Origin of the sequence: Lacibacter sp. H407, from assembly GCF_037892605.1 — a bacterium.
Classification (GTDB): domain Bacteria; phylum Bacteroidota; class Bacteroidia; order Chitinophagales; family Chitinophagaceae; genus Lacibacter.
In genome coordinates this window covers 3364133-3386784 of record NZ_JBBKTU010000001.1, presented here as the reverse complement: position 1 = coordinate 3386784, position 22652 = coordinate 3364133, and the positions used below count along the sequence as shown (strand labels likewise).

Genomic DNA, 22652 nt, shown 5'->3' with positions numbered 1-22652 from the left:
TCACAGTTCCGACTATTTCATCCCTAACTTAAACTGCAGCACCAAACTCATATCTTTTTCACCGGGTGCTTTCTCAACTTTGCTGTTAACATCCACACCATAAAAATCAGGGTGCTTAAATGCTTTGATCCGTTTTACATCTTCAATACCAATACCACCACTCAGGAAAAACGGTTTTTCAATTTTGCTTTTTGCAATAACATCCCAGTCGAATTGTTTGCCGGTGCCACCTTTCTTGTCTCCGCTTTTTGTATCGAACAAATAATAATCACAAGCTTCATCATAAGGTGCTACCAACGCATCAATATCTTTCACCGATTCATCAATATGAAATACTTTGATCACTTCCACATCTTCGTTAAGATCAGAACAAAACTCAGGTGTTTCTTCGCCATGCAATTGCACTACATCCAAACCGTAATCTTCAATGGCATCGAGGATATCGCTGTATGATGGATTCACAAACACGCCTACTTTCTTCATGTCGTAATCCGCTTTCTTGATCTCTATCTTATCCAGCTTTCCTTCTACATAACGGGGAGAATTCTTGTCGAAAATAAATCCGACAAAATCAATATCCAATCCTTCTAACTGTTGTACCTGTTTCAATTGGGTAATACCGCAAACTTTAATATTCATGCTTCTGCTTTTTTTAATTGTTGTGTGAATTGTTCAAATGCTTTTCCGGGATTTTCTTCTTTCATAAAATTCTCACCAATCAAAAATCCTCTGAACCCGTTTGCTTTGAACAATAATATATTTTCAACGGAACTGATGCCGCTCTCCGCTACTTTAATTTTATCTGCCGGAATTTGTTTGGCCATGCGCAAACTACGTTCAATATCCACTTCAAATGTTTTGAGGTTGCGGTTGTTGATGCCAACGATTTCCGTTTCCTCACAAATATGCTCCAGCTCTTCTTCTGTATGCAGTTCCAGCAACACTTCCAGCCCAAGCGATTTTGCAAAGGTCGCTAATCGTTTCACTTCTGCAGGGTTTAAACAGGCAGCGATGAGCAAAATTACATCAGCACCCATTGCCTTTGCTTCTGTGATCTGGTATTCATCAACAATGAAGTCTTTCCGTAAGATAGGAATTTCGTTCACTCTTGCTTTCAGCAGATCATTTGTGCTGCCGCCAAAGAACTGTTCATCAGTCAACACACTCAAACAGGATGCACCGTTGTTTGTGTAAGCAGTTGTTACTTCCACAACATCAGCTTTGCCATTGATCACACCTTTGGATGGCGATTGACGTTTGAACTCTGCAATAATACCTGTCTTTGTATCATCGAGCAGAAACTGTTTCAACGAAAGAACAGGTCTTGCATACAGTGGCTGTTGCTGCAATTCAGCCACACTGGTTTTTGCTTTACGCTCTTCTACTTCAATTCGTTTCTGAACTATGATCTTCTCTAAAATATTCATATTTTATTTCTTTGTTCCCTTTGTGCATTCTTTGTGTCCTTTGCGCTATAGTTACACAAAGTTCACGGAGGCGTGCACGGAGAACACAACGTTTTAATTATTCAACTCAATCAGTTTTTTCAAACATCCATTCGCTCTTCCACTTTCCAAGCTTTCAACTGCGGCTGCAAATGCATCATCATAAGTTTTATAAGCACCAGTGCAATACAAACCCATAGCTGCATTCGCCATGACCACCGCATTCTGTGCCCATGTGCCTTCGCCACTTAATATTTTCGTGAAGATCTTCGCTGCTTCTTCAATGCTGTTGCCACCATGTATATCAGTTTGCTGTACCATACGTTTGCCTAACTGCTCAGGTGTCATGATAAACTCGCCTTTATTGGTGATCACTTTTGTATCGTTGGTCAATGAAATCTCATCATATCCATCAAGACTATGAATAATGGTGAATGCACCACCTGCTTGCTGCAATAAATAATTGTACACTCTCGCCATCTCCAAACTAAATACGCCCACCAACTGATACGCCGGACTTGCAGGATTCACCATTGGGCCCAGCATATTAAAGAAGGTACGCATCCCAAGATTCTTACGGATAGGGCCAACTGTTTTTAATGCCGGATGAAACATCGGTGCATGCATGAAACAGATATTTGCTTCTTCCACTTCACGTTTCAACTGATCAACATTGTTCTTGAATTTATAACCCAGCTGCTCCATTACATTACTTGCACCACTGATGGTTGATGCACCATAGTTACCATGCTTGGCAACTTTTTGTCCGGCACCTGCAACAATAAAACAAGAGAGTGTAGAAATGTTGAAGGTGTTTTTTCCATCACCACCAGTGCCAACAATATCAAGCACTGCATGTCCATTGAGATCAACCGGTACACAAAGCTCCAGCAATGCATCACGGAAACCCTGCAGTTCTTCTATTGTAATGCTCCGCATGAGATACACCGTCATAAAAGCAGTGATCTCATGTTCGTTGTACATGGCTTTGCCGATGTTCAACAACACTTCTTTCGCTTGTTGACGATCAAGGCTTTTATGTTCGAATAGTAACTGAAGTATCTTTTTCATTTGTCTGAACTGGGATTTTTAGGATTTGTTGGATGATTGGGATGTAAGAAAACTGCAGGGTTATATTTCTTGTTTGCAAACCGGTGAAATTCCATTCGTTTACTTCCGAAATTAATCAGCAAACCTACTTCAAGATTATACGCTTCTAAATAATTCATCGCCTGAGCAAAATGAACATCCTCCAATTTTATGATTGCTTTCAATTCAACACTTATTTTATTGTCAATTAAGAAATCTACCCTTCTCGTTCCTATCTGCTGATCGAGATAATAAATCGGCATTTCAAACTCACGGGCATAATCTAATGGAATTAATTTCAACTCCAGCTCTAACGCACGTTGATAGATAACTTCCTGGAATCCATTCCCGAGTGTGCTATGTACTTTAAAACAGGCGCCGATAATCTTCTCAGTTATGTCACCATATTTAAATTCCGGCATAATATCACTTTTAAAAATTATCTCAATCCCACTAATCCCTTCATCTCATTCATCCCAGTTCAGACCAGCCAGTTTCGAAGAATACTTTCACCCACCGGCGTCAACACACTTTCCGGATGAAACTGTACACCCTGCACATCAAATGTTTTATGTTGCAATGCCATGATCATTCCTGTTTCATCTTCTGCGGTTATTTCTAATTCAGCTGGAAACCCTTCTTTATTTACTACCCAACTGTGATAACGACCTACTTCAATTGTATCGGGCAGATCATTCAACACAGCATTTTGTTTTTTGGATCTTGGATTTTGGATTTTTATCGGTGTAGCTATTCCATGAAATACAGTTGACAGATTCGTCAACGTTCCACCAAATGCTTCACCAATTGCCTGGTGACCTAAACATACACCCAGAATAGATTTTGTTGCTGCATATTCTTTGATCAATGGCAACAACAAGCCTGCTTCTTCAGGAATACCGGGACCCGGTGATAAAATAATCTTATCATAGTCTTTCACCTTTTCCAATGGAATCTGGTCGTTACGATACACATCTACTTTTATATGTGTGATCTTCTCCACCAAATGGACAAGGTTGTATGTAAAGCTGTCGTAGTTATCGAATACTAAAATTTTCATTGTGTTATGGTTCATCAACTATTAACGAATGCTTTCCGCAAACTCAATTGCTTTCTTTAATGCTCCTAACTTATTATTCACTTCCTGCAATTCACTTTCAGGTTTACTTGCTGCTACTACACCTGCACCAGCTTGATAGACCAATGTATTTTGACGGCTCATGAACGTACGGATCATGATGGCATGATTGCAGCTACCATCAAAACCCATAAAGCCGATACCTCCACCATAATAACTACGGGCTGTTGGTTCGTTTGCGTCAATCAATTGCATTGCTTTAATTTTTGGTGCGCCACTTAACGTACCTGCAGGAAATGTTTTGGCTAATAATTCAAACGGATTAGAGTTGGGACGAACCTTCGCCACCACTTCACTTACCAAATGAATCACATGACTGTAATACTGTACCTGCCGGTAATGTGCCACACTTACATCATCACACACCCGACTGAGATCATTTCTTGCAAGATCAACCAACATTACATGCTCGGCATTTTCTTTTGCATCTTCCAGTAAACGGGCTGCTTCTCGTTGATCAATTTCATCATCACCTGTGCGTTTAAATGTACCTGCGATGGGATGAACAACAGCTTTACCATTATTAATGATGATCTGCGATTCAGGCGATGAACCCATTAATTTATAATCGCCATAATCGAAAAAGAATAAATAAGGAGAAGGATTGATGCTGCGTAATGCACGATACACATTAAACTCATCGCCACTGAACGATTGCTGAAACCTTCTGCTCAAAACAATTTGGAACACATCACCACGATGGCAACTGGCTATGCCTTTCTTCACCATCTCCACATATTCTTCATTGGTTACATTGGAACTTTCTTCACCTTTTACTGCAAACGGATAAACAGGAACATCTTTACTGCGGATCAAACTTTCTACAACCGCCACATCGCTTTCAATACCTGCGATCTTGTTTTCACAAATGAACAATTCATCTTTATGATGATTGATAGCAATCACGTATTGATACAAACGGTAACGCATTAACGGAATAGCAGCCGGATCTTTTCGTTCTGCATTCAGTTTGATAGTATCGAAGAATTGTACTGCATCGTAAGTTGTATAGCCATAAAGACCCTGTGCAAATTTTGCTTCTTTGCAATCGCCGCTTGCTTCAAAGCGATTCATGAAATCATACAGTTGCTGCGGCACCTCCGTTGGCTGTTTGATGGCAATACGTTCAGGCTTTTGTCCGGGCAATTTAAATTCAATGCTTGTGGTGGAGCTGATCTCCATCCCCGCTATCGCATTGATACCAATAAACGACCAGCTGTTTTCTGCTGCATGATGATCTGTACTTTCCAGCAGGATGGTATCCCTGAAGCGATCCCTCAGACGTAGATAAATACCGACAGGAGTGAACACATCTGCCAGCATTTTTTTGCAAGTCGTTTCTATCTTAATTTTCTTCATGATCCGTTTAATTCATTTCAGTTTCAGCAAATAAAAAACCCCGAAGTAATTCGGGGTCAGAATATGATTGGAACAATCACAGTAATAGTATTACAGACCCCTTAGAGTTGTATGCCACCACCACTGATTATTTACAATTGCTTTGTTCATTGTGTTGCAAAGATGTTGTATGACAGTTAAATAATCAAATTTTTTTTCAAAGAGGCGTTACATGTAACAAATTATACTAATGGTTGTTTACTTTTGAGTAGTCAGACCTATGAGGTTTGCAGCGCAGCGACCCCGTCCGGCAAACCTCATAGGTCTCACGTAAATTAAAAATTTGTCGTATGAAAAAAATCATTCTTGCAACTCTGACTGTTTGCTTTTTGTTAGTCATCTCTTCGTTTGCTGTAAAACAAGATAACCCTGATGCCATTGTTGGTAGCTGGAAAAATGGCGAAGGCACCGGCATTATCCAGATCTATAAGAATGGTGACAAGTACCAGGGGAAGATCACCTGGTTAAAAGAGCCCAACGATCCTAAAACAGGCAAACCAAAAACAGATATCAACCACCCTGAAGAAAAGAATCATTCACGCCCTGTTTTGGGTCTAGTAAATATGTGGGGATTCAAATACACTGATAAAAACGAATGGACGGGCGGAAAAATTTATGATCCAAAAAATGGCAAAACGTATTCTTGCAAGGTTGCCATGGAAAGCAATAATGTAATCAAAGTGAGGGGCTATATTGGTGTATCATTGATTGGAAGAACAGATACGTGGACAAGGCAATAAAACAAGTTCTAAGTTCTTCAGTTCTAAGTTTGTGGTTTGAATCTTTAAACGGCTCTCTGGGTTTTGGAATTTGGAATTTCCTGCTTTTTATTATTACAACCAAACCACTTTATCCGGTTGTTCTAATGCATATCGTTTGATGATGTTTCGTACAAAATCATATTCTGGGTATTCCTGCAATTGGTTTCGGAGTTCGTCTTTTGCACTGAGATCAAATTCAGTTGCCACATAGCCCATTCCATAAAAGCGGCCACCTTCCATTAAAATGCAACTGTCTTTTTCATTGAAATAAGATCGTTCCCGTATGGCAAAACTTGGTAACTCCTGTTTCAATTGATCAACTGCATTTTTAACTCTTTCATTGTAAGCTGCTGCAGTTTCGGTCCCATTGCAGGCACCTTTACATCCTTCTGCACTGCAAACAGGATCAGTAGACCGATCGATAAAGCAAAGCCTGTTGCACAAATTAAATTCTTTAATTAGTCGTTTTAATTCTGTTACCCCTTCGTACCTGCTGTAAAACAAATGCACGGCCGGGAGATGTTTATGTTTCCGGTCAACCGCCAGGCGCATGTAACCATTTCCATCTTCGTACAAATACAAACCATAGCTGGCTTCATAACCCTTAACGGCCCGGTTATACTTTGGCCACAGTCGTTTGATCTCGATCGTTTCTAATACCGAAGCCATCAACTCTGTGCCACATTGCTGATAAGAGATGCGATGGATGTTTCGTTGAAATTCCTGTTTCTGGCGTGAAGGTTTGTTATTGGAAAAATGACTGGTTACACGCTTCTTTAACTGCAATGCCTTACCCACATAAACGATCTTATCTTTTGCATCATGGAAATAATACACACCGGGCGTAAGCGGTAACTGATCAATATCTTCTTTATTCAGATGCAGTGGCAGGTATTGTTCTTTCGATTGCTTCCCGATCATTGTGTGCAAATGATTATTCACATCATTCTTACGCAACAGTTCCAGCAATTGAACAGTTGCTTTTGCATCACCCGCTGCCCTGTGACGGTTGTACAATGGAATTTCAAAATGCCTGCAAAGATTGCCTAAGCTGTACGATGCAAGTTTTGGAAAGATCTTTCTTGCATAACGAACGGTACATAATTTTTTACAGTTCAGATTGTAGCCAAGCGATTGTAGTTGATGGTTAACAAACGAATAATCGAAGTTGACGTTATGAGCTACAAACACTTTGCCTTGAAACAATTCCATCAAGCGTGGGGCAATTTCTTCGAAGGAAGGTGCCAGCTGTACCATATCGTCGGTGATGCCTGTTAAAGACTGTACAAACCTGGGAATGGATTGATGCGGGTTTACAAGCGTTTCAAAACTATCCACAACCTGCTGACCATCATGGATATAAACTGCTATTTCAGTAATACCGTTTGAAGCTGCGTACCCTCCTGTTGTCTCAATATCTGTAATAGCGTAAAGCATAAGTACGTAAAACCACGTATGGCAAATTAAAATAAAAAGGGCATATTTTTTGTTGACTGCTTAAACTAAAGTAAATTCGTATAAGATTTACCTCTACCACTCCTGTAAGAACTCAACAGTACGATTAGAATTCCGTATTTCCTGTGAAGTAATTTGTAACCTTTTAAACTTAAAAGTTATGGCATCAAATTCATCACAAATGAGTGACACAGTGAAAACTACAATTTTTGTAATTGTATTTTTCGCAGCGATTGCATTGATTACCTTATTAATGTTCGGTTAATCAATTGCCTATGATAAGAAATTTACTCAATCGCTGTTCGTAAGAACAGCTCAGTACCTTTTTCACCTTTTTTAAAGCTCCGGTAAAGGAGCTTTTTCATTTCTATCCCCTTCTCAACCAGAGGATTCCTTCAGCCAATCAACCTCGCTTTCCTTAACTTTGCCCACCAAAAAAGATACATCCTGCATGGAACTGAGCAAAAATTTTGAGCATAAAGCATCCGAAGAAAAATGGTATAGCTACTGGAACGAACAGAAGTATTTCAATAGCACTCCCGATGACCGGGAGCCTTATACGATTGTGATTCCCCCACCCAACGTAACGGGTGTGTTGCACATGGGGCATTGCCTCAACAATACCATTCAGGATGTGCTTGTCCGTCGTGCCCGTATGCAGGGCAAAAATGCCTGCTGGGTGCCCGGTACCGACCATGCATCGATTGCAACCGAAGCAAAAGTGGTACAGATGCTTCGTGAAAAAGGGATTCAGAAAGCTTCTATCAGTCGTGATGAATTTCTTGGCTATGCCTGGGAATGGAAAGAGAAATATGGCGGTATTATTCTGCAGCAGTTGAAGAAAATGGGTTGCAGTTTAGACTGGGATCGTACCAGCTTTACGATGGACGAAGATTATTACAAAAGCGTTATCAAGGTTTTTATTGACCTGCATAAGAAAGGTATAATCTACAGAGGATTGCGCATGGTTAACTGGGACCCCGTTGGCAAGACAGCCCTGAGTGATGAAGAAGTGATCTTTAAAGAGATCGATTCAAAACTGTACTATGTAAAATATCAATTGGTTGAAAACAGCAATCAGTTTATTACCGTTGCAACAACAAGGCCTGAAACGATTTTAGGTGATGTTGCAATTTGTGTAAACCCAACCGACGAACGTTATAAAGCGTGGATAGGTAAAGAAGTGATTGTACCGATCATCAACCGCAAGATTCCTGTTATTGCAGATGAATATGTAGATGCAGAATTTGGAACAGGTGCATTAAAAATAACACCTGCGCATGATAAAAATGACAATGAGCTTGGAAGGAAGCATAACCTGAAAGCTTTAAATACATTGGATGCGGAAGGAAGATTTACAGCTGAAGAACTTGCAGATGACAACCCATCTGAACTTGTACTTTCTTATAACGGCATTGACCGGTTTGAATTAAGAAAGAAAATTGCAGACGACATTGGACAACTCAATCAAGTTGAGAAAATTGAAGATTATAAAGGACAGGTAGGAACAAGTGAACGAACTGGCGCCATCATTGAATCGAGATTGAGCCTGCAATGGTTCATCAATATGAAGGAGTTTTTAAATCGGAATCCTGAGACCTTATCGGCTGTAATGAACGATGAAATCAGGTTCTATCCTGAAAAAACAAAAAACACCTACAGCCATTGGCTTAACAATATTAAAGACTGGTGTATTTCACGTCAATTATGGTGGGGACAACGGATACCTGCGTGGTATTTACCAAATGGTGAGTTTGTTGTGGCAGAAACCGCAACAGAAGCTGTAGTTGAGTTTAAGAAACAATACAACTATGACTTATCAACGGAAGCCATTCATCAAGACGAAGACTGCCTCGACACCTGGTTCTCATCATGGCTTTGGCCAATGGAAGTGTTCAAAGGCATCAGCAATCCTGGGAATAAAGATGCTGAATACTACTACCCTACCACCACTTTGGTAACGGGTCAGGACATTATCTTCTTCTGGGTAGCCAGAATGATCATGGCCGGTTTCGAATACAAAAAAGAGCAGCCATTTAAGGATGTTTATTTCACCGGAATGGTAAGAGATAAACAAGGGAGAAAAATGAGTAAGCAATTGGGCAACTCTCCTGATCTGTTGAACTTGATCGATCAATATGGTGCTGATGCAGTTCGCTTCGGTATCCTCATAGCATCACCCGCCGGCAACGATCTTTTGTGGGAGGAAAGCAGCAATGAGCAAGGCCGCAACTTTAATAACAAGTTATGGAATGCTTTGAAGCTCGTGAAGATGTGGGAAGGAAGGACCAAAGACAATGGACAAAAGACCACGGCTGAAAGCAGCTTTGCAGTTGAATGGTTCGACAATAGATTGAACGAAGCGAAATCAGAGATCGATCAGTTGTTCAAAGAATTTCGTTTGAGTGAGGCTCTGAAAACGATCTATTCACTGATATGGGATGATTTCTGCAGTTGGTATTTAGAATGGGTGAAGCCTGGTTTTGAGCAGCCCATTGATGCTGCTGTGTATAACAAAACAGTAAGCTTCTTTGAAGAGCTGATGCAACTGCTTCATCCGTTTATGCCGTTCATTTCAGAAGAGATCTACCATGCATTGAAAGTACGTGCAGCAGGTGACGATATTACTATCAAACAACTTTCAGCAGCTGCAAAAGCAGATAAAGAAGTATTACAACTTGCCATACAGTTGAAAGAAGTGATCACTGCTTTGCGTGATATTCGGGTGAAGAACCAGATCAAACCAAAAGAAGCCATCAAGCTTTCAATTGAAACAGATCAGCAAACGTCGTACAAATCAATTGAATCAATACTTGCAAAACAACTGAACGCAGAAAGCATTTCTTATGTTTCAGCACCAGTTGCCGGCTGCATTTCAACGGTGATACAAAAGGATAAATTCTACATTGCAACTGAACAGGCAATTGACACGTCTTCTCAAAAAGAACAGATGCTCAAAGATCTTGAGTATCTCAAAGGGTTCCTTCTTTCTGTTGAAAAGAAACTCGGCAACGAACGTTTTGTGCAGAATGCAAAACCCGAAGTAGTGGATATTGAAAAGAAAAAGAAAGCTGATGCCGAAGCCAAGATCAAAGCAATAGAAGAAAGCCTTGCATCGTTATAACACAAATCAAATTGATCCATGTTGCTGAAAAGACCCGTTCGTTTGCTTTTGTTCCTGTTTGCCACTTTCATTACAGTTGCTGCAGCCGCACAGGTAAAACCGAAGCCTACCACATTGAAGCCACCACCTCTCCAGAGTTTTTGGGGTAAAACAAAGGGTGGCGACCTGCCACTGGAAATTGTTTTAACAACGATCGATTCTGCAATTTGGGTGATTGATGATAAAAAAGCACGTTATCATATTTCCCGTTTTATTGTGGTGCACCGCAGCAAGGATAAATATGAAGATGAAAAAACAGGTGAAATAAAATCAAGATTTAATTCATCGGCCGATAACGTGAGCAACTCCCCTTTTCTTTCAGCATTATGGCAAAAGAATCTCTATGAGATCATCAAGAAAGAAGATGAGATTTTGATCACCGATATTATTGTAAAAGACAAATGGGGCTATTACTACACAGCTCCCGATATCAGTATCAAAGTGAAATAAAGTTCGCTGCTGTTATGCATTCTTATAATGCACTATGCTCAGATCTCTTAATCGCTCAGCCGCCCACTCTGCTGTAATATCCCGTTGCGGATTTGCAAGCATTTCATATCCAACCATAAATTTCTTTACCGTTGCACTCCGCAAAAGTGGCGGATAAAAGTGCATGTGAAAATGCCATTCAGGATGATCTCCATCATTTACCGGTGCCTGATGTATACCTGCACTATACGGAAATGATACGTTAAATAAATTATCGTATTTAGCGGTGAGTTGTTTTAAGATATCAGCAAAAGCGGTTTCTTCTTCCGCAGTAAATTGTGTAATGGTTTGAATGTGACGTTTACTGATGATCATGGTTTCAAAAGGCCACACTGCCCAATAAGGAACCAATGCAACAAAATGTGCATTCTCCACTACCAATCGCTCCTTCTGCTGCAATTCCAGTTCGAGATAGGCACTCAGTAAACTCTTACGGTGTTGTTCGTAATAGTTTTTTTGCTGTGTGGTTTCTTTACTTAACTCAAGCGGTAAAGAGGAAGACGCCCAAATTTGTCCGTGTGGATGCGGGTTACTGCAACCCATCACATCGCCTTTGTTTTCAAATATCTGTATGTAGCGGATCTGTTTGTTTTGTGCCAACTCAGTAAACTCTTTTTTCCAAAGTTGAATGAGTTTTACAATTGCTTTTTCTTCCATCAATGGAAGCGTAAGACGATGATCGGGTGAGAAACAAATTACTTTGCAAATCCCTGTTTCACTTTTACTGATCAACAATCCATTCATATCATCACCTCCTGTCGGAGTATCGGGTAACAATGCAGAAAAATCGTTGATGAATGCATACGCATCTTCATATGCCGGGTTTTGACTTCCATCGGATCGTTTATTACCGGGGCAGAGATAACAGTTTGGATCATATGCCGGTCTGTTATCTTCAGGCAAAGCTTCCACTTTACCTTGCCAAGGCCGCTTCATTCGATGCGGCGATACCAATACCCAATCGCCTGTAAGAATATTTAAACGTGTATGCGAATGTTCTTTTTTATCAAACATGATCAAATAATTTCTGTTCCGTTTTCAATGGAAGCAATATAATAATCCAATTCTAAATGCATAGCCAAGCTATAAGCAGGTTTTATCTCGGCAACCAATTGTTCAATTGCTGATTCTTCAACAAGGTTGATGGTACAACCACCAAAGCCACCACCCATCATCCGTGCACCGATCACACCCGGACGGTTGCGTACAAAATCAACCAGGAAATCAAGTTCTTTGCAGCTAACATCATACATTTTACTGAGACCATCGTGTGTTGCAAACATTTTTTTGCCGAGTGCTGCTATATCAGCCTGCTGCAAATCTACACAGCCTGCCAGTAACCGCCCAATTTCTTCCACAACAAATCTGCTTCTACTATCGATCGTTCCATTTCTTGGTAACACCAATTCATCCAGCATCGGAATTGTTGCGTTTCGCAGAGAAGTTATTTCTGTATGCTGTTCTGCGATCCATTTCACCGCCTGCGAACATTCATTGCGACGGGTATTGTATTCAGATGATGCCAATGAATGTTTGACGTTTGTATTCAGCAAAAGTATTTTGATGCCATCCAGTTTAAACGGAACATATTCATATTCAAGTGAACGGCAATCAAGTTTGATCACATGATCTTTCTTTCCCATCATCGATGCAAACTGATCCATGATGCCACACATTACGCCGGCATACTCATGCTCGGCTTTTTGCGCCATCTTCACCATACTTACAGGGTCGATGTTGGTTTGCAGTAATTCATTCAACCCAAATACAGTTGCACATTCTACTGCTGCGGATGAAGATAAACCTGCTCCCATCGGTACGTTGCTGGTGAGTATGGCATTAAAGCCGGGTAATGGAATTCCAAGTTTGATGAATTGAGCCGCTGCTCCTAAGATATAATTGGGCCAGCTGATATCATTCACCGGTTTCAGATCCGATACGGCTGTTGAGAACGATTCATTCAAATCGGCTGCCTTAATATGTATTTCATGATCATCACGAAGTGCTATAGCTAAATATGCATACTTATCAATCGCTGCAGGCAATACAAACCCTTCGTTGTAATCAGTATGTTCACCAATAATATTCACACGTCCCGGAGAACGTATGATCAGCGGCGTACTGCCGGTTTCAAAAAAAGTTTGAAAAGTTGCTGTGAGTTTCGTTTTAACTTCAGCTGCACTACCCGAAACAAGATCGATCGTTTGGTCCATCATAAAAACAAATTGCTTTTCTGATTCATACTGCAATGAACAGTATTCCGTTTTTGCTTATTTACAACTACAGAGTTTAATAAAACCCTGTAGTTGTAAACTGCCTTGAACTGTGCTATTATACATGGAACAAAAGACATGCTGTTAAACACATTTCTTTGCCCATGGTGAATTTCATTGGATCGGTTTTCCCGGGAATAATATTTTTTATTGCCAAAGCGGGTTCTGTACAAGATTATTATTGGCGGTCAATTCTGATAATGGAATTGCAAACACCTCCGATTTTCCTCCCGGCATAAATGTAGGGTTGTAAGCCGGCACAGCATCTGCTCTTGCTCTAAGATAAGCCTGCTCCAACGTACCCCAACGTTTCAGATCGAAATAACGCAGTCCTTCAAATGCAAGCTCCACTCTTCTTTCATGACGCAACACGTCTCGCAACGCACCCTGACTTAAGCCGGCACCTTCCACCGATTCAACAGTAGGCATATTTACTCTGGCACGCACCTGGTTGATCAATGGATAAGCTGTTGACAATTGATTTAATTCGATCATTGCTTCTGCACGCATTAACAATACATCTGCATAACGGACCACATAAAAATCCTGACCACCCGGATTACCTGCACTTATACCGGTTACAGAAACAGATGATTTGCGGATATACTTTTTCAGTCCGTATTTGGTAGCTGTATTTGCTGTAAATCTCCGGCCCAGATCGGTAAGGAATGTATCCTGATTAAAATATACAGAGGCGGTTAAGCGTGGATCTCTGTTATTTTTTTGTGGAGCATTATTCGCTGCAGTACCCGGACTGTACAATGGATTATAAGTTAAAGGACTTCTGCTTAAGATTGCAGGTCTGCCATCCGTACAATAATAATCTTCCACCAGATTTTTCATGGGCTGGTAATTTACCTTCGGAACTCCCAAAAATGTAGCAGATAACAATTCGCCATTATTTGATACATCCTGGTTAAACCGTACAGAAAAAACCACTTCATTCGAAAACTCACCCTGCTCAGAAAAAAGTTGTGCATAATTTGGGTTAAGACCATAACCCAATGTCAACATTGGTGTAGTAGCATCCAATACACCCTGGTAATTTTTATTATAAAGATGAAAGCGTGCCAACAAAGCTAATGCCGCTCCTTTAGTAGCATAGCCATAATCTGTTGCAGGATAAGATGCAGGCAACAAATCCACGGCTTCGGTAAAATCTTTTATAACCTGGGCAGACAGTTCAGCATAGGAATTCTTTGCTACGTATGCATCTTCTAATTTCTGCACATTCAGGATCAACGGAGCTTCCTGGAAATAAACAGCTAGATGCGAATAAAATAAACCACGTAAGAATTTCGCCTGTCCGATAAATGAATTTTTACTGGCATCTGAAATATTCTCTGCAGGAATTTTTTCAAGATTCTCAATGGCAGCATTTGCACGGGCTATTCCTTTGTATAAAGAAGTCCATAAGTTGCTAAACAGGAGATTCGATTGATCGATATTCGATTCCATAAAATTACCCGGCCCTTCATACTTGTAGTTGTTAAAAGCATTGTCGCCAAAGCAATCATACATATGAAAACTCGCCCCTCCTGTTGCATTGAGGGTACCGCTGTATAAAACACGATCCTGCAATGCATCATAGATACTATTGATTCCTAAACGGGCTTCCTGCTCATTTTTCCAAAAGCTGGCATCACCCAATTGCACAAGAGAACGACGGTCTAAAAAATCTTTTGAACATCCCGTTACTGCCAGGATTAATATGATGGTGATAATTTGTTTCATTTGAATTAAAATTTAACGTTTAAGCCAATCGTGTATATCTTATAAAGAGGCGCTGACTGATCGGTATTACCGCCCCTTGCCCTTTCCGGATCAAAGTTCTCCAGCTTGGTAAAGGTTAATAAGTTTTGTCCGCCTACGTAGATGCGCAGTTTCGACATACCTGCCTTTTCTGTGAAACGTAACGGTAACGTATATCCAATTTCCAGGTTACGCATACGGAGGTATGATACATCCTCAATATAGAAATCGGAAGTTACTTGATTGTTTACTCCACCCAAACGAGGCAGTTTGGTAGAAGGATTCTGGGGAGTCCAGCGATCGATCCAATAAGCAAGCGCATTATTACGATCACCTTCCATCGGTTGCTGACCATTGTCGTTGAGTATACGATCCAATCCATTCAACCCTTCAAGCACTACATTAAAATCAAACCCTTTATACGATAAACTGGTGTTGAAATTATAGATCATGCTGGGGTAAGGATTTCCGATAACTGTTCTGTCCTGTGCATTGATAACACCATCAGGCTTACCGTCCGGTCCGGACAAATCAGCATATTGAATATCGCCGGGTGCTGTAAAATTGCTGCCAAACTGTTTTGGAGCGGCTGCTACTTCAGCCGCTGTTTGAAATATACCGATAGCTTTGTAGCCAAAATAAGCGTTGAAAGGAACACCAATACGGATGATACTTTCATTATTGATGGTTTCAATACCTCTGTCGCCTAACCCTGTTACCTGGTTATCTGCAAATTTGCTCATGCTCGCACCAACGCTGTAGTTGAGACCTTTGAAATTCCCTCTGTAATTCACTGCAAGTTCAACTCCGCTATTCACCATGCTGGCTGCATTTTGAGCTGCAAGACTAGTGACGCCTATTGATGCAGGAATCGGGAAGTTGCCATACAATACATCTGAACTCATTCGCTTGAAATAATCGGCGGTAACGGATAAACGATTACGGAAGAAGCCGGCATCTAATCCAATATCATACTGCTCTACTTTTTCCCAACGAATTGTTGGATTAGCCAATCGTGTAACTGCTACTGCACTCACAATTGTATTGGTGCCTAAGAAATAATCCAATCCTGTATTATAGGTTTGATCAAAAATATAATTTCCGATATTGTCATTGCCGGTAATACCCCAGCTCGCTCTTAATTTTAAATCAGAAAGCCAACCTATCTTACTCATAAATTTCTCATCGCTGATTCTCCAGCCAGCAGAGGCTGATGGGAAATTTGCATAGCGATTTGTAGGTCCGAATTTAGAAGAGCCATCTCTTCTTACATTAAATTCAAGCAAGTACTTCCCGTCATAGATATAATTGATACGGGAGAAGAACGATTGAACCGCTTCTTCAGATGCACTACCATTTACGTTTGGATTGAGTACACCACCTGCATCAAACTCTTGTAAAGCATTTGTGGGAAACGATTGTAAAGAACCGGAGAAGCCATCGTTCCTGTTATAAATTACAGAGTGACCTGCCAATACAGAAAAATCATGTCTGTCTCCGAATTTTTTAGCGTAGCGTAAAATATTTTCATTTAACAACCGGTAATTAAAACTTGTTCCGTTATTCAAACTATTGACTGCGTTTTGACCTACCAGATTTCCCGCCCAGTCGTAGGTTGTATTTGTTGGATTAAAATTAGATGTGTTACCAAAACTCATGTTCACACTTCCACTGGTTTCAAACGAAAGTTGTTTGTTGAAATCCACTTTTATTCCAAACCGCTCTGCTATATTAATATCATCACTACTGTAATCGCCCAACACGCCTCGTTGAAGAGGATTGGTAGAAGGATAACTGAAGTTGGTATATTGGTAAGAGCCATCCACAATACCATACGCACCATTGGAATAATAAGCAGGAATGGTTGGAGCCGAACGTTGAAACTGATTGATGATCCCCCCTTCACCCGTAATGGCATCAGCACCACCAGATGGCCCTTTGAAACGGGTCCAGTACATATTGGTAACGTTGGAAATGGTTAACCAATTCTTTACGTTTGAATTAATATTTAAACTTAAGTTGAAACGCTCGTTTTTGAATTTACCTCTTACAATGGCCTCCTGGTTCAGGTAACCAAGTGAAACTCTGTAAGTGGTCTTCTCGCTTCCACCAGAAAAGGCGAGGTAATGATTTTGAATGGGCGCTCTTCTTAAAATTTCTTTTGCCCAGTTTGTATTTGCATATTGATCCGGATTGGAACCATCAATGATGGCCTGAATATTTGCCGGCGTATAACGGATATTGGTTGGATTGGGAGACGTATTTGCATTAATATCTTTTTCGTTTTTCAGTGTAGCATATTGCACAGCATTGAGGTACTTCGGCACCACTGTTACTTCCTGAAAACCGGTATAGCTATTATAGATAACACTCATAGCACCGCTTTTCCCTTTTTTGGTAGTAACAACGATGACACCATTAGCGCCTCTTGCACCATAAATTGCACTGGCAGATGCATCTTTCAATACTGAAATACTTTCAATATCAGAAGGTGCTAAATTATTGAACACTTCCAAACCACTGTACTGAATATTATCGATCACCACCAACGGAGTAACTGATCCAAATGTTCCTACACCACGAATCGTAATGGTAGAACCATCTGCTCCGGGCAATCCGTTGCCTTGTGTAAGTTGTACGCCGGAAAACTTTCCGTACATCAGTTGTGAAGAATTGGTTACCGGTTGGTTTACGGCATCGTCCAATTTTAACGTTTGTGTTGCACCTGTTTGATTAATTTTTTTCTGAGTACCATAACCCACCACCACAACATCCTGCAATGCTGAAACTTCAGGTTCCAGTTGAATGGCAATGGCAGATGAGCCATCCCATGTTAATGTGTAGGTTTGAAATCCAACACTACTGAACACAAGCACGGGTTTGCTGCCGATTACACTCAGGCTGAAAGAACCTTTCTGGTCAGTTGAAGTACCTTTTGCAGAGCCTTGTTGTACAACTGACACACCAACAACAGGCGTATTATCACCTGCATTCATAACTGTACCGCTTACAGTTCTTGTTTGTGAAAATGACTGAAGGCTCATTAAAAATAAGAGACAGAATAAGCCAATGTGAGAGGGTAAATTCCTTTTTAGCACAAGCATCGTTTCAGTTTTAGTTTAATTTAGAATTACACAACTAAGTAAGCAACAAAATTTAATATGGTAGGTGGGTTAGTGCTTCAAAAATGCGGTGTATTCAGTTCATTGGGTTGTACGTGACGAGTGTAAAAAACAAGCAAGTTTTGCAGCACTGAAATGTTTTACATTTTATTGCCGATTATACTGAAACTATTAAACAAACAACAACGGATTTTGTTTAGAATAATTTGATATAAGAATCAAATACACTATGAGGAAATGAACCAATTATTCATGCACCTTCTTTGCACCCGCAACTGCTGATGGATTATATGCGGTGTTCTTGTATGGCATGAGTGCTTTATTTTGCTTGAGCCACTTTTGCAACTTCTTCCTGAGTTGATTTGTTTTTTTCTTATTGACAGATGCGATATTATTTTTTTCAGCAATATCATTCACCACATCATACAACTCCACACTTTCATCTTCATAATTATAAATGAGTTTATAATTTCCTGAACGTATTGCTGATCCTGGTTTACCACCCTGATTGCTGTAATGCGGATAATGCCAATAAAGTTTCCTGTTTTGATAAGCTTGTGGTTTATTCAACAACTGCAAAATATTATCACCATCAATATTTTTTTCTTTGCGATAATTTACATTGATTGCTTTGGCAATTGTTGGAAACAGATCGGCTGTAGTTACCGGCAGATCAGAAGTTGTTCCTGCAATAATTTTTCCCTTCCAATACATGATCAATGGTACACGGATGCCACCTTCGTATAACCAACCTTTGCCTGCACGTAACGGACCATTTGTGGTCGGGCTTCCTTCGGCAGTACTTAACCCGCCATTATCAGACGTAAAGATCACCAATGTGTTGTCATCAAGATTGAATTGCTTCAGCATATTTAACATTCGACCGATATTCCAATCCATATTTTCAATCATAGCTGCATACACCGGATTATCCTGCACCAATCTTCTTCTCCATCCGTTTTCATATTTCATCCAGTCTTCGTCTTTTGCAAACCGATCTTTGTTTTGAATGCCAAGCACCTTTTGTTTTTCCTGATATTTTTTAATTAATGCAGCTGGTGCCTGCAATGGATTATGCACAGCGTATAACGAATACATTAGAAAGAAAGGAGTTTGCTGATTACGCTCTATAAACGACAAACATTCATTGGTCAACCTGTCGGTTAAATATTCACCAGTTGGACCATCTGGTAAGGTTGGATTTTTATACGGTGTAAAAAAGCCACCGGTTGTATCATTAACTCGTCCGGTAGGTGAACCTTTACTCCATCCTCCTAAATTGGTTTGAAATCCCTGGTATTGCGGCCAATACTTTTCTTCTTCACCTAAATGCCATTTACCTGCGAAAAAAGTTTTGTAATTATTTTCCAACGCATACTCAGCAATTGTTTTTTCTTCCAATGCCAATTGATATGCGGTTGGTTGTGCTATTAATTTTTCATACGGCATTGCTTTCCCATCTTCCTGCCGTCCTTTTATCCAATCTGTAACACCCGTTTTCACTGCATACTTTCCTGTCATCATGCTTGCACGTGTAGGACTGCATACCGGACAAGTAGCGTAATTCTGTGTAAAACGAATTCCGTTTGATGCAAGTTTATCAAGATTGGGCGTTTCGTAAAATGTACTTCCGTACGAACCAAGATCGGCCCACCCAAGATCATCAGCAAGAATAACGATCACATTCGGCTGCTTGCTTTTGCTTTGGGCTTCTGTAGTATATTGAACAAAAAGAAGCGGGAGCAGGACAATAAAATTTCTATACATAACTTCTTCTGTTTGATCGTTTGTGTTTTAGATTTTCAAGAACTCTGTTTATAACATTTACAACAGCTTTATCACCGATAACTCATACAAAGAAGGCGGCGCTGTTGCCTTTCGTATCTTCAACCGCAACTTCGTTGTTTGATAATTTCGTGGCAACCTGATCACTTTGCTATCACCCATCGGCTCAGTGCCTAAGTAAATCGTTTGCCATTGCTCATTCTGTAAGATATCAATGCTATACTCCTGAATTCTTCCGGTTCTTATTTGCGAAAAGCCGTCAGGCAAATTCTTTGTGTCTTTGTATTCAAAAATGCTGATCTTATTAAATGCTTCAGCAGGATTGAGATCGATCGTTACTTCAGCTAATGTATCTGCTGCAAGCCATCGGCTGTCAAGACTTCCGTCGTTGACGAATGACGCACTGTAGGTAATGTCTTTGTCAGCAAACACACTTGATGCAGCTGTAGGTTTTAACAGTGAAATGAATGTTCCGTTTTTGGGTAATGGCTTATTAGCAGCTAAGCCCAATCGTTTTCCTAATTCAATTACTGTTAACGCTTCATACTCTCTTATTCGTCCGGTTTTATCCGGCGGCACATTTATCACCAGTGAGTTATCATTATCGGTACACCAATAAAATAATTCCTGCAGTTCATCCAGCTCTCTTACCGGAAGTTGTGCTGATTTTTGAAACCAGTTCCAGCGACTGCTGAGACAAATCGTATGTTCATACGGCAGGTAATACGATTTCCCTTCGTGCAGGTATTGCTTCTTATCAAATTTGGTGATGATCTTCGGATCCCACAGTCGGAAATCGCTTGGGAAGTAATGAAAGAAATATTTATTGTCTTCTGTCATTAGCGAAGGCAAGGTGAATTTTCGTTTGCCTTCTTCATTTACGATTGTATGATTAACACTTACAGCACATTTGGGGTTATACTGTTTCACCAGTTTATACACCTGATCAATGCCCCAATCGGTTGGACTTCTTTTCCAACCACCGTCGAGCCACAATTCACAAATAGAACCGTAGTTGGTGAACAATTCCTTTAATTGATTGAGCATAAAGTCGATGTATGCTTGCGGATTTTTATCATTAAACGAAGGTTCGTGCCTGTCCCAAAGAGAATAATAAATAGCAAACTGTAATCCGTATTTTTTGCAGGCATCTGCAACAGCTTTTACCACATCTGTTTTAACCGGTGAGGAAGCCACATCATAATCGGTGTACTTGCTGTCCCACAAACAAAAACCATCGTGGTGTTTTGTAATCAGCAACACATAACGAAAGCCTGCTTCTTTTGCAGTACGCACCCATTGATCAGGATCGAGATTGGTTGGATTGTATGCACTCGCAGGTGTAGTACCATCCGACCATTCCAGATCGGTAAATGTATTAACGCCAAAATGAATGAACATACCATAACCACGCTTGATCAATTCTTTTTGTGCAGCGTTTGGCGTGGTGGCCGGTTGTAATACTTGTGCAGACGAATGAATGCAGACGAATGTCAGCAACAGAAGAATAAATACACGTTGAAATTTTATGTTGAAATTCATCAAACAATTTTTGAGTACCCGTTTAGGATAAATAGAAATGCGTTTACTTCTGCCGGAGATATAAAAAAGAAATTACTGTATCTGTTATTTAGCCGTTACATCCTTCACACATCTGAAACCAGTATGTTCAAGTCCTGTGTCGGGACTGCTTTTCATTCTTCTTGCAACACGATAACCACTGCAATAACTGTCGTTGCAAAGAAAACTTCCGCCACGCAACACCCGTTTGGGTGTATAAGGATCCTGCGGATCAAAACTTTTTTGCGGACCGGTTGGATTAACAGTTGTGTTTTTTGCTATTGTTTGGTAATAATTATGATCGTACCAATCGCTGCACCACTCCCATACATTGCCGGCCATATCAAACAAACCATACCGGTTGCAGTTGTATGTTTTTACAGGAGCGTATTTTAAAAATGCATCACGTTGTTCATTTAAGTAAGGGAACTTTCCTTCCCAGCTGTTTGCTTTCGGCGCACCAACATTTACATGTTCATTGCCCCATGGATAAATATTGTTGTTCAACCCACCTCTTGCAGCAAACTCCCACTCTGCTTCTGTTGGCAAACGTTTGCCGGCCCATTTACAATAAGCCATTGCATCGTCCCAGCTAACATGTACCACAGGAAAATTTTCTTTTCCTGTGATACTGCTGTTCGGCCCTTCGGGATGTTTCCAATCGGCACCTGCCACCCAACTCCACCATTGCGAATAATTATTCAAATCAACAGGGCCATTGCTTGGTTTAAATACCAACGATGCTGCTACCAATAAACTATCGGCTGGTTTTTCTGTACCGGGTGGTACTGTTTTTTTTAATTCTTCCCAATCGGGTTTGCGTTCTGCAGTAGTAATATAACCTGTGGCATCAACAAATTTTTGAAACTGTGCATTGGTCACTTCTGTAACATCCATGTAAAATGGATTAACTGTTACTTTGTGTTTGGGATATTCATCTTCTGATGCCTGTTCATTATCGCCTCCCATTTCAAATGTGCCGCCGGGAATAAACACCATTCCTGTTAACGAAGTATCACCACCGAAAGCTACGGAAGAACTGTCTGCACCGGCACCAAACCTCGACGGAAGTTGCATGCAGGAGATAGCCGAATCTTTTTGTTGCTGAACCTGTTCTTTATTTTCGTTGTTTCTACAACCGTAGTTGATAAAAATTACCGCAAAGAAAACAGCAAGCCATTGCGTTTTCCTTTTTCCTTTTACAGTTTTCAAGCAATCGTTA

The 22652-nt window shown here is 40.4% G+C and carries 17 protein-coding genes; 3 read left to right on the top strand and 14 right to left on the bottom strand.

Annotation, left to right across the window (positions count from 1 at the left end; all coding sequences use genetic code 11):
• Window positions 1-12 precede the first annotated feature (12 nt).
• From WG989_RS14770 to WG989_RS14745, 6 genes are all read right to left on the bottom strand, one after another.
• A complete protein-coding gene (locus tag WG989_RS14770) occupies window positions 13-639 on the bottom strand; it encodes a phosphoribosylanthranilate isomerase (RefSeq protein ID WP_340430480.1) in 627 nt (208 codons plus the stop codon).
• On the bottom strand, window positions 636-1427 hold the full coding sequence (gene trpC, locus WG989_RS14765; protein ID WP_340430479.1) for an indole-3-glycerol phosphate synthase TrpC: 792 nt from the start codon (window positions 1425-1427) through the stop codon (window positions 636-638). Before trpC ends, WG989_RS14770 begins: the two co-directional genes overlap by 4 nt.
• A gap of 93 nt (window positions 1428-1520) precedes the next feature.
• A complete protein-coding gene (trpD, locus tag WG989_RS14760; protein ID WP_340430478.1) occupies window positions 1521-2516 on the bottom strand; it encodes an anthranilate phosphoribosyltransferase in 996 nt (331 codons plus the stop codon).
• Entirely contained in the window at window positions 2513-2956 is a 444-nt protein-coding gene (locus tag WG989_RS14755) for a GxxExxY protein (RefSeq protein WP_340430476.1), read from the bottom strand. Before WG989_RS14755 ends, trpD begins: the two co-directional genes overlap by 4 nt.
• Window positions 2957-3015: 59 nt before the next feature.
• Window positions 3016-3594 (bottom strand): anthranilate synthase component II, encoded by a 579-nt coding sequence (locus WG989_RS14750; protein WP_340430475.1) that lies wholly within the window; start codon window positions 3592-3594, stop codon window positions 3016-3018.
• A 21-nt stretch (window positions 3595-3615) separates the two neighbouring features.
• Window positions 3616-5031 carry an anthranilate synthase component I family protein gene (locus WG989_RS14745; RefSeq protein WP_340430474.1) on the bottom strand — a complete coding sequence of 472 codons (1416 nt, stop codon included), beginning with the start codon at window positions 5029-5031 and terminating at the stop codon, window positions 3616-3618.
• Between the two features lie 329 nt (window positions 5032-5360).
• Here WG989_RS14745 and WG989_RS14740 point away from each other — a divergent pair, with 329 nt between their 5' ends.
• A complete protein-coding gene (locus tag WG989_RS14740) occupies window positions 5361-5810 on the top strand; it encodes a DUF2147 domain-containing protein (RefSeq protein WP_340430472.1) in 450 nt (149 codons plus the stop codon).
• A 93-nt stretch (window positions 5811-5903) separates the two neighbouring features.
• Here the strand turns inward: WG989_RS14740 and WG989_RS14735 are convergent, their stop codons facing one another.
• Complete coding sequence (locus WG989_RS14735; RefSeq protein ID WP_340430471.1) at window positions 5904-7268, bottom strand: exonuclease domain-containing protein; 1365 nt, start codon at window positions 7266-7268, stop codon at window positions 5904-5906.
• 469 nt (window positions 7269-7737) lie between these two features.
• Between WG989_RS14735 and WG989_RS14730 the strand changes: the two genes are divergently transcribed.
• Window positions 7738-10410: a valine--tRNA ligase gene (locus WG989_RS14730; RefSeq protein ID WP_340430469.1), complete on the top strand. Its 2673-nt coding sequence runs from the start codon at window positions 7738-7740 to the stop codon at window positions 10408-10410.
• An 18-nt stretch (window positions 10411-10428) separates the two neighbouring features.
• Window positions 10429-10899: a hypothetical protein gene (locus tag WG989_RS14725; protein ID WP_340430467.1), complete on the top strand. Its 471-nt coding sequence runs from the start codon at window positions 10429-10431 to the stop codon at window positions 10897-10899.
• Between the two features lie 12 nt (window positions 10900-10911).
• On the opposite strand, the gene WG989_RS14720 is transcribed toward WG989_RS14725, so the two are convergent.
• The 7 genes from WG989_RS14720 to WG989_RS14690 all read right to left on the bottom strand — a co-directional run bounded on the left by WG989_RS14720 (window position 10912) and on the right by WG989_RS14690 (window position 22642).
• Window positions 10912-11952 (bottom strand): UDP-glucose--hexose-1-phosphate uridylyltransferase, encoded by a 1041-nt coding sequence (locus tag WG989_RS14720; protein ID WP_340430465.1) that lies wholly within the window; start codon window positions 11950-11952, stop codon window positions 10912-10914.
• A gap of 2 nt (window positions 11953-11954) precedes the next feature.
• Window positions 11955-13154: a galactokinase gene (galK, locus tag WG989_RS14715; protein ID WP_340430463.1), complete on the bottom strand. Its 1200-nt coding sequence runs from the start codon at window positions 13152-13154 to the stop codon at window positions 11955-11957.
• Between the two features lie 204 nt (window positions 13155-13358).
• Complete coding sequence (locus tag WG989_RS14710; protein ID WP_340430460.1) at window positions 13359-14945, bottom strand: RagB/SusD family nutrient uptake outer membrane protein; 1587 nt, start codon at window positions 14943-14945, stop codon at window positions 13359-13361.
• A gap of 5 nt (window positions 14946-14950) precedes the next feature.
• The gene (locus tag WG989_RS14705; RefSeq protein ID WP_340430458.1) at window positions 14951-18007 is read right to left on the bottom strand and encodes a SusC/RagA family TonB-linked outer membrane protein; all 3057 of its coding nucleotides are present in this window, start codon (window positions 18005-18007) and stop codon (window positions 14951-14953) included.
• Between the two features lie 324 nt (window positions 18008-18331).
• Window positions 18332-19852 carry a sulfatase gene (locus tag WG989_RS14700; RefSeq protein WP_340430457.1) on the bottom strand — a complete coding sequence of 507 codons (1521 nt, stop codon included), beginning with the start codon at window positions 19850-19852 and terminating at the stop codon, window positions 18332-18334.
• 57 nt (window positions 19853-19909) lie between these two features.
• Window positions 19910-21412: an alpha-L-fucosidase gene (locus WG989_RS14695; RefSeq protein WP_340430456.1), complete on the bottom strand. Its 1503-nt coding sequence runs from the start codon at window positions 21410-21412 to the stop codon at window positions 19910-19912.
• 84 nt (window positions 21413-21496) lie between these two features.
• Window positions 21497-22642 (bottom strand): formylglycine-generating enzyme family protein, encoded by a 1146-nt coding sequence (locus WG989_RS14690; RefSeq protein ID WP_340430453.1) that lies wholly within the window; start codon window positions 22640-22642, stop codon window positions 21497-21499.
• Window positions 22643-22652: the final 10 nt, after the last annotated feature.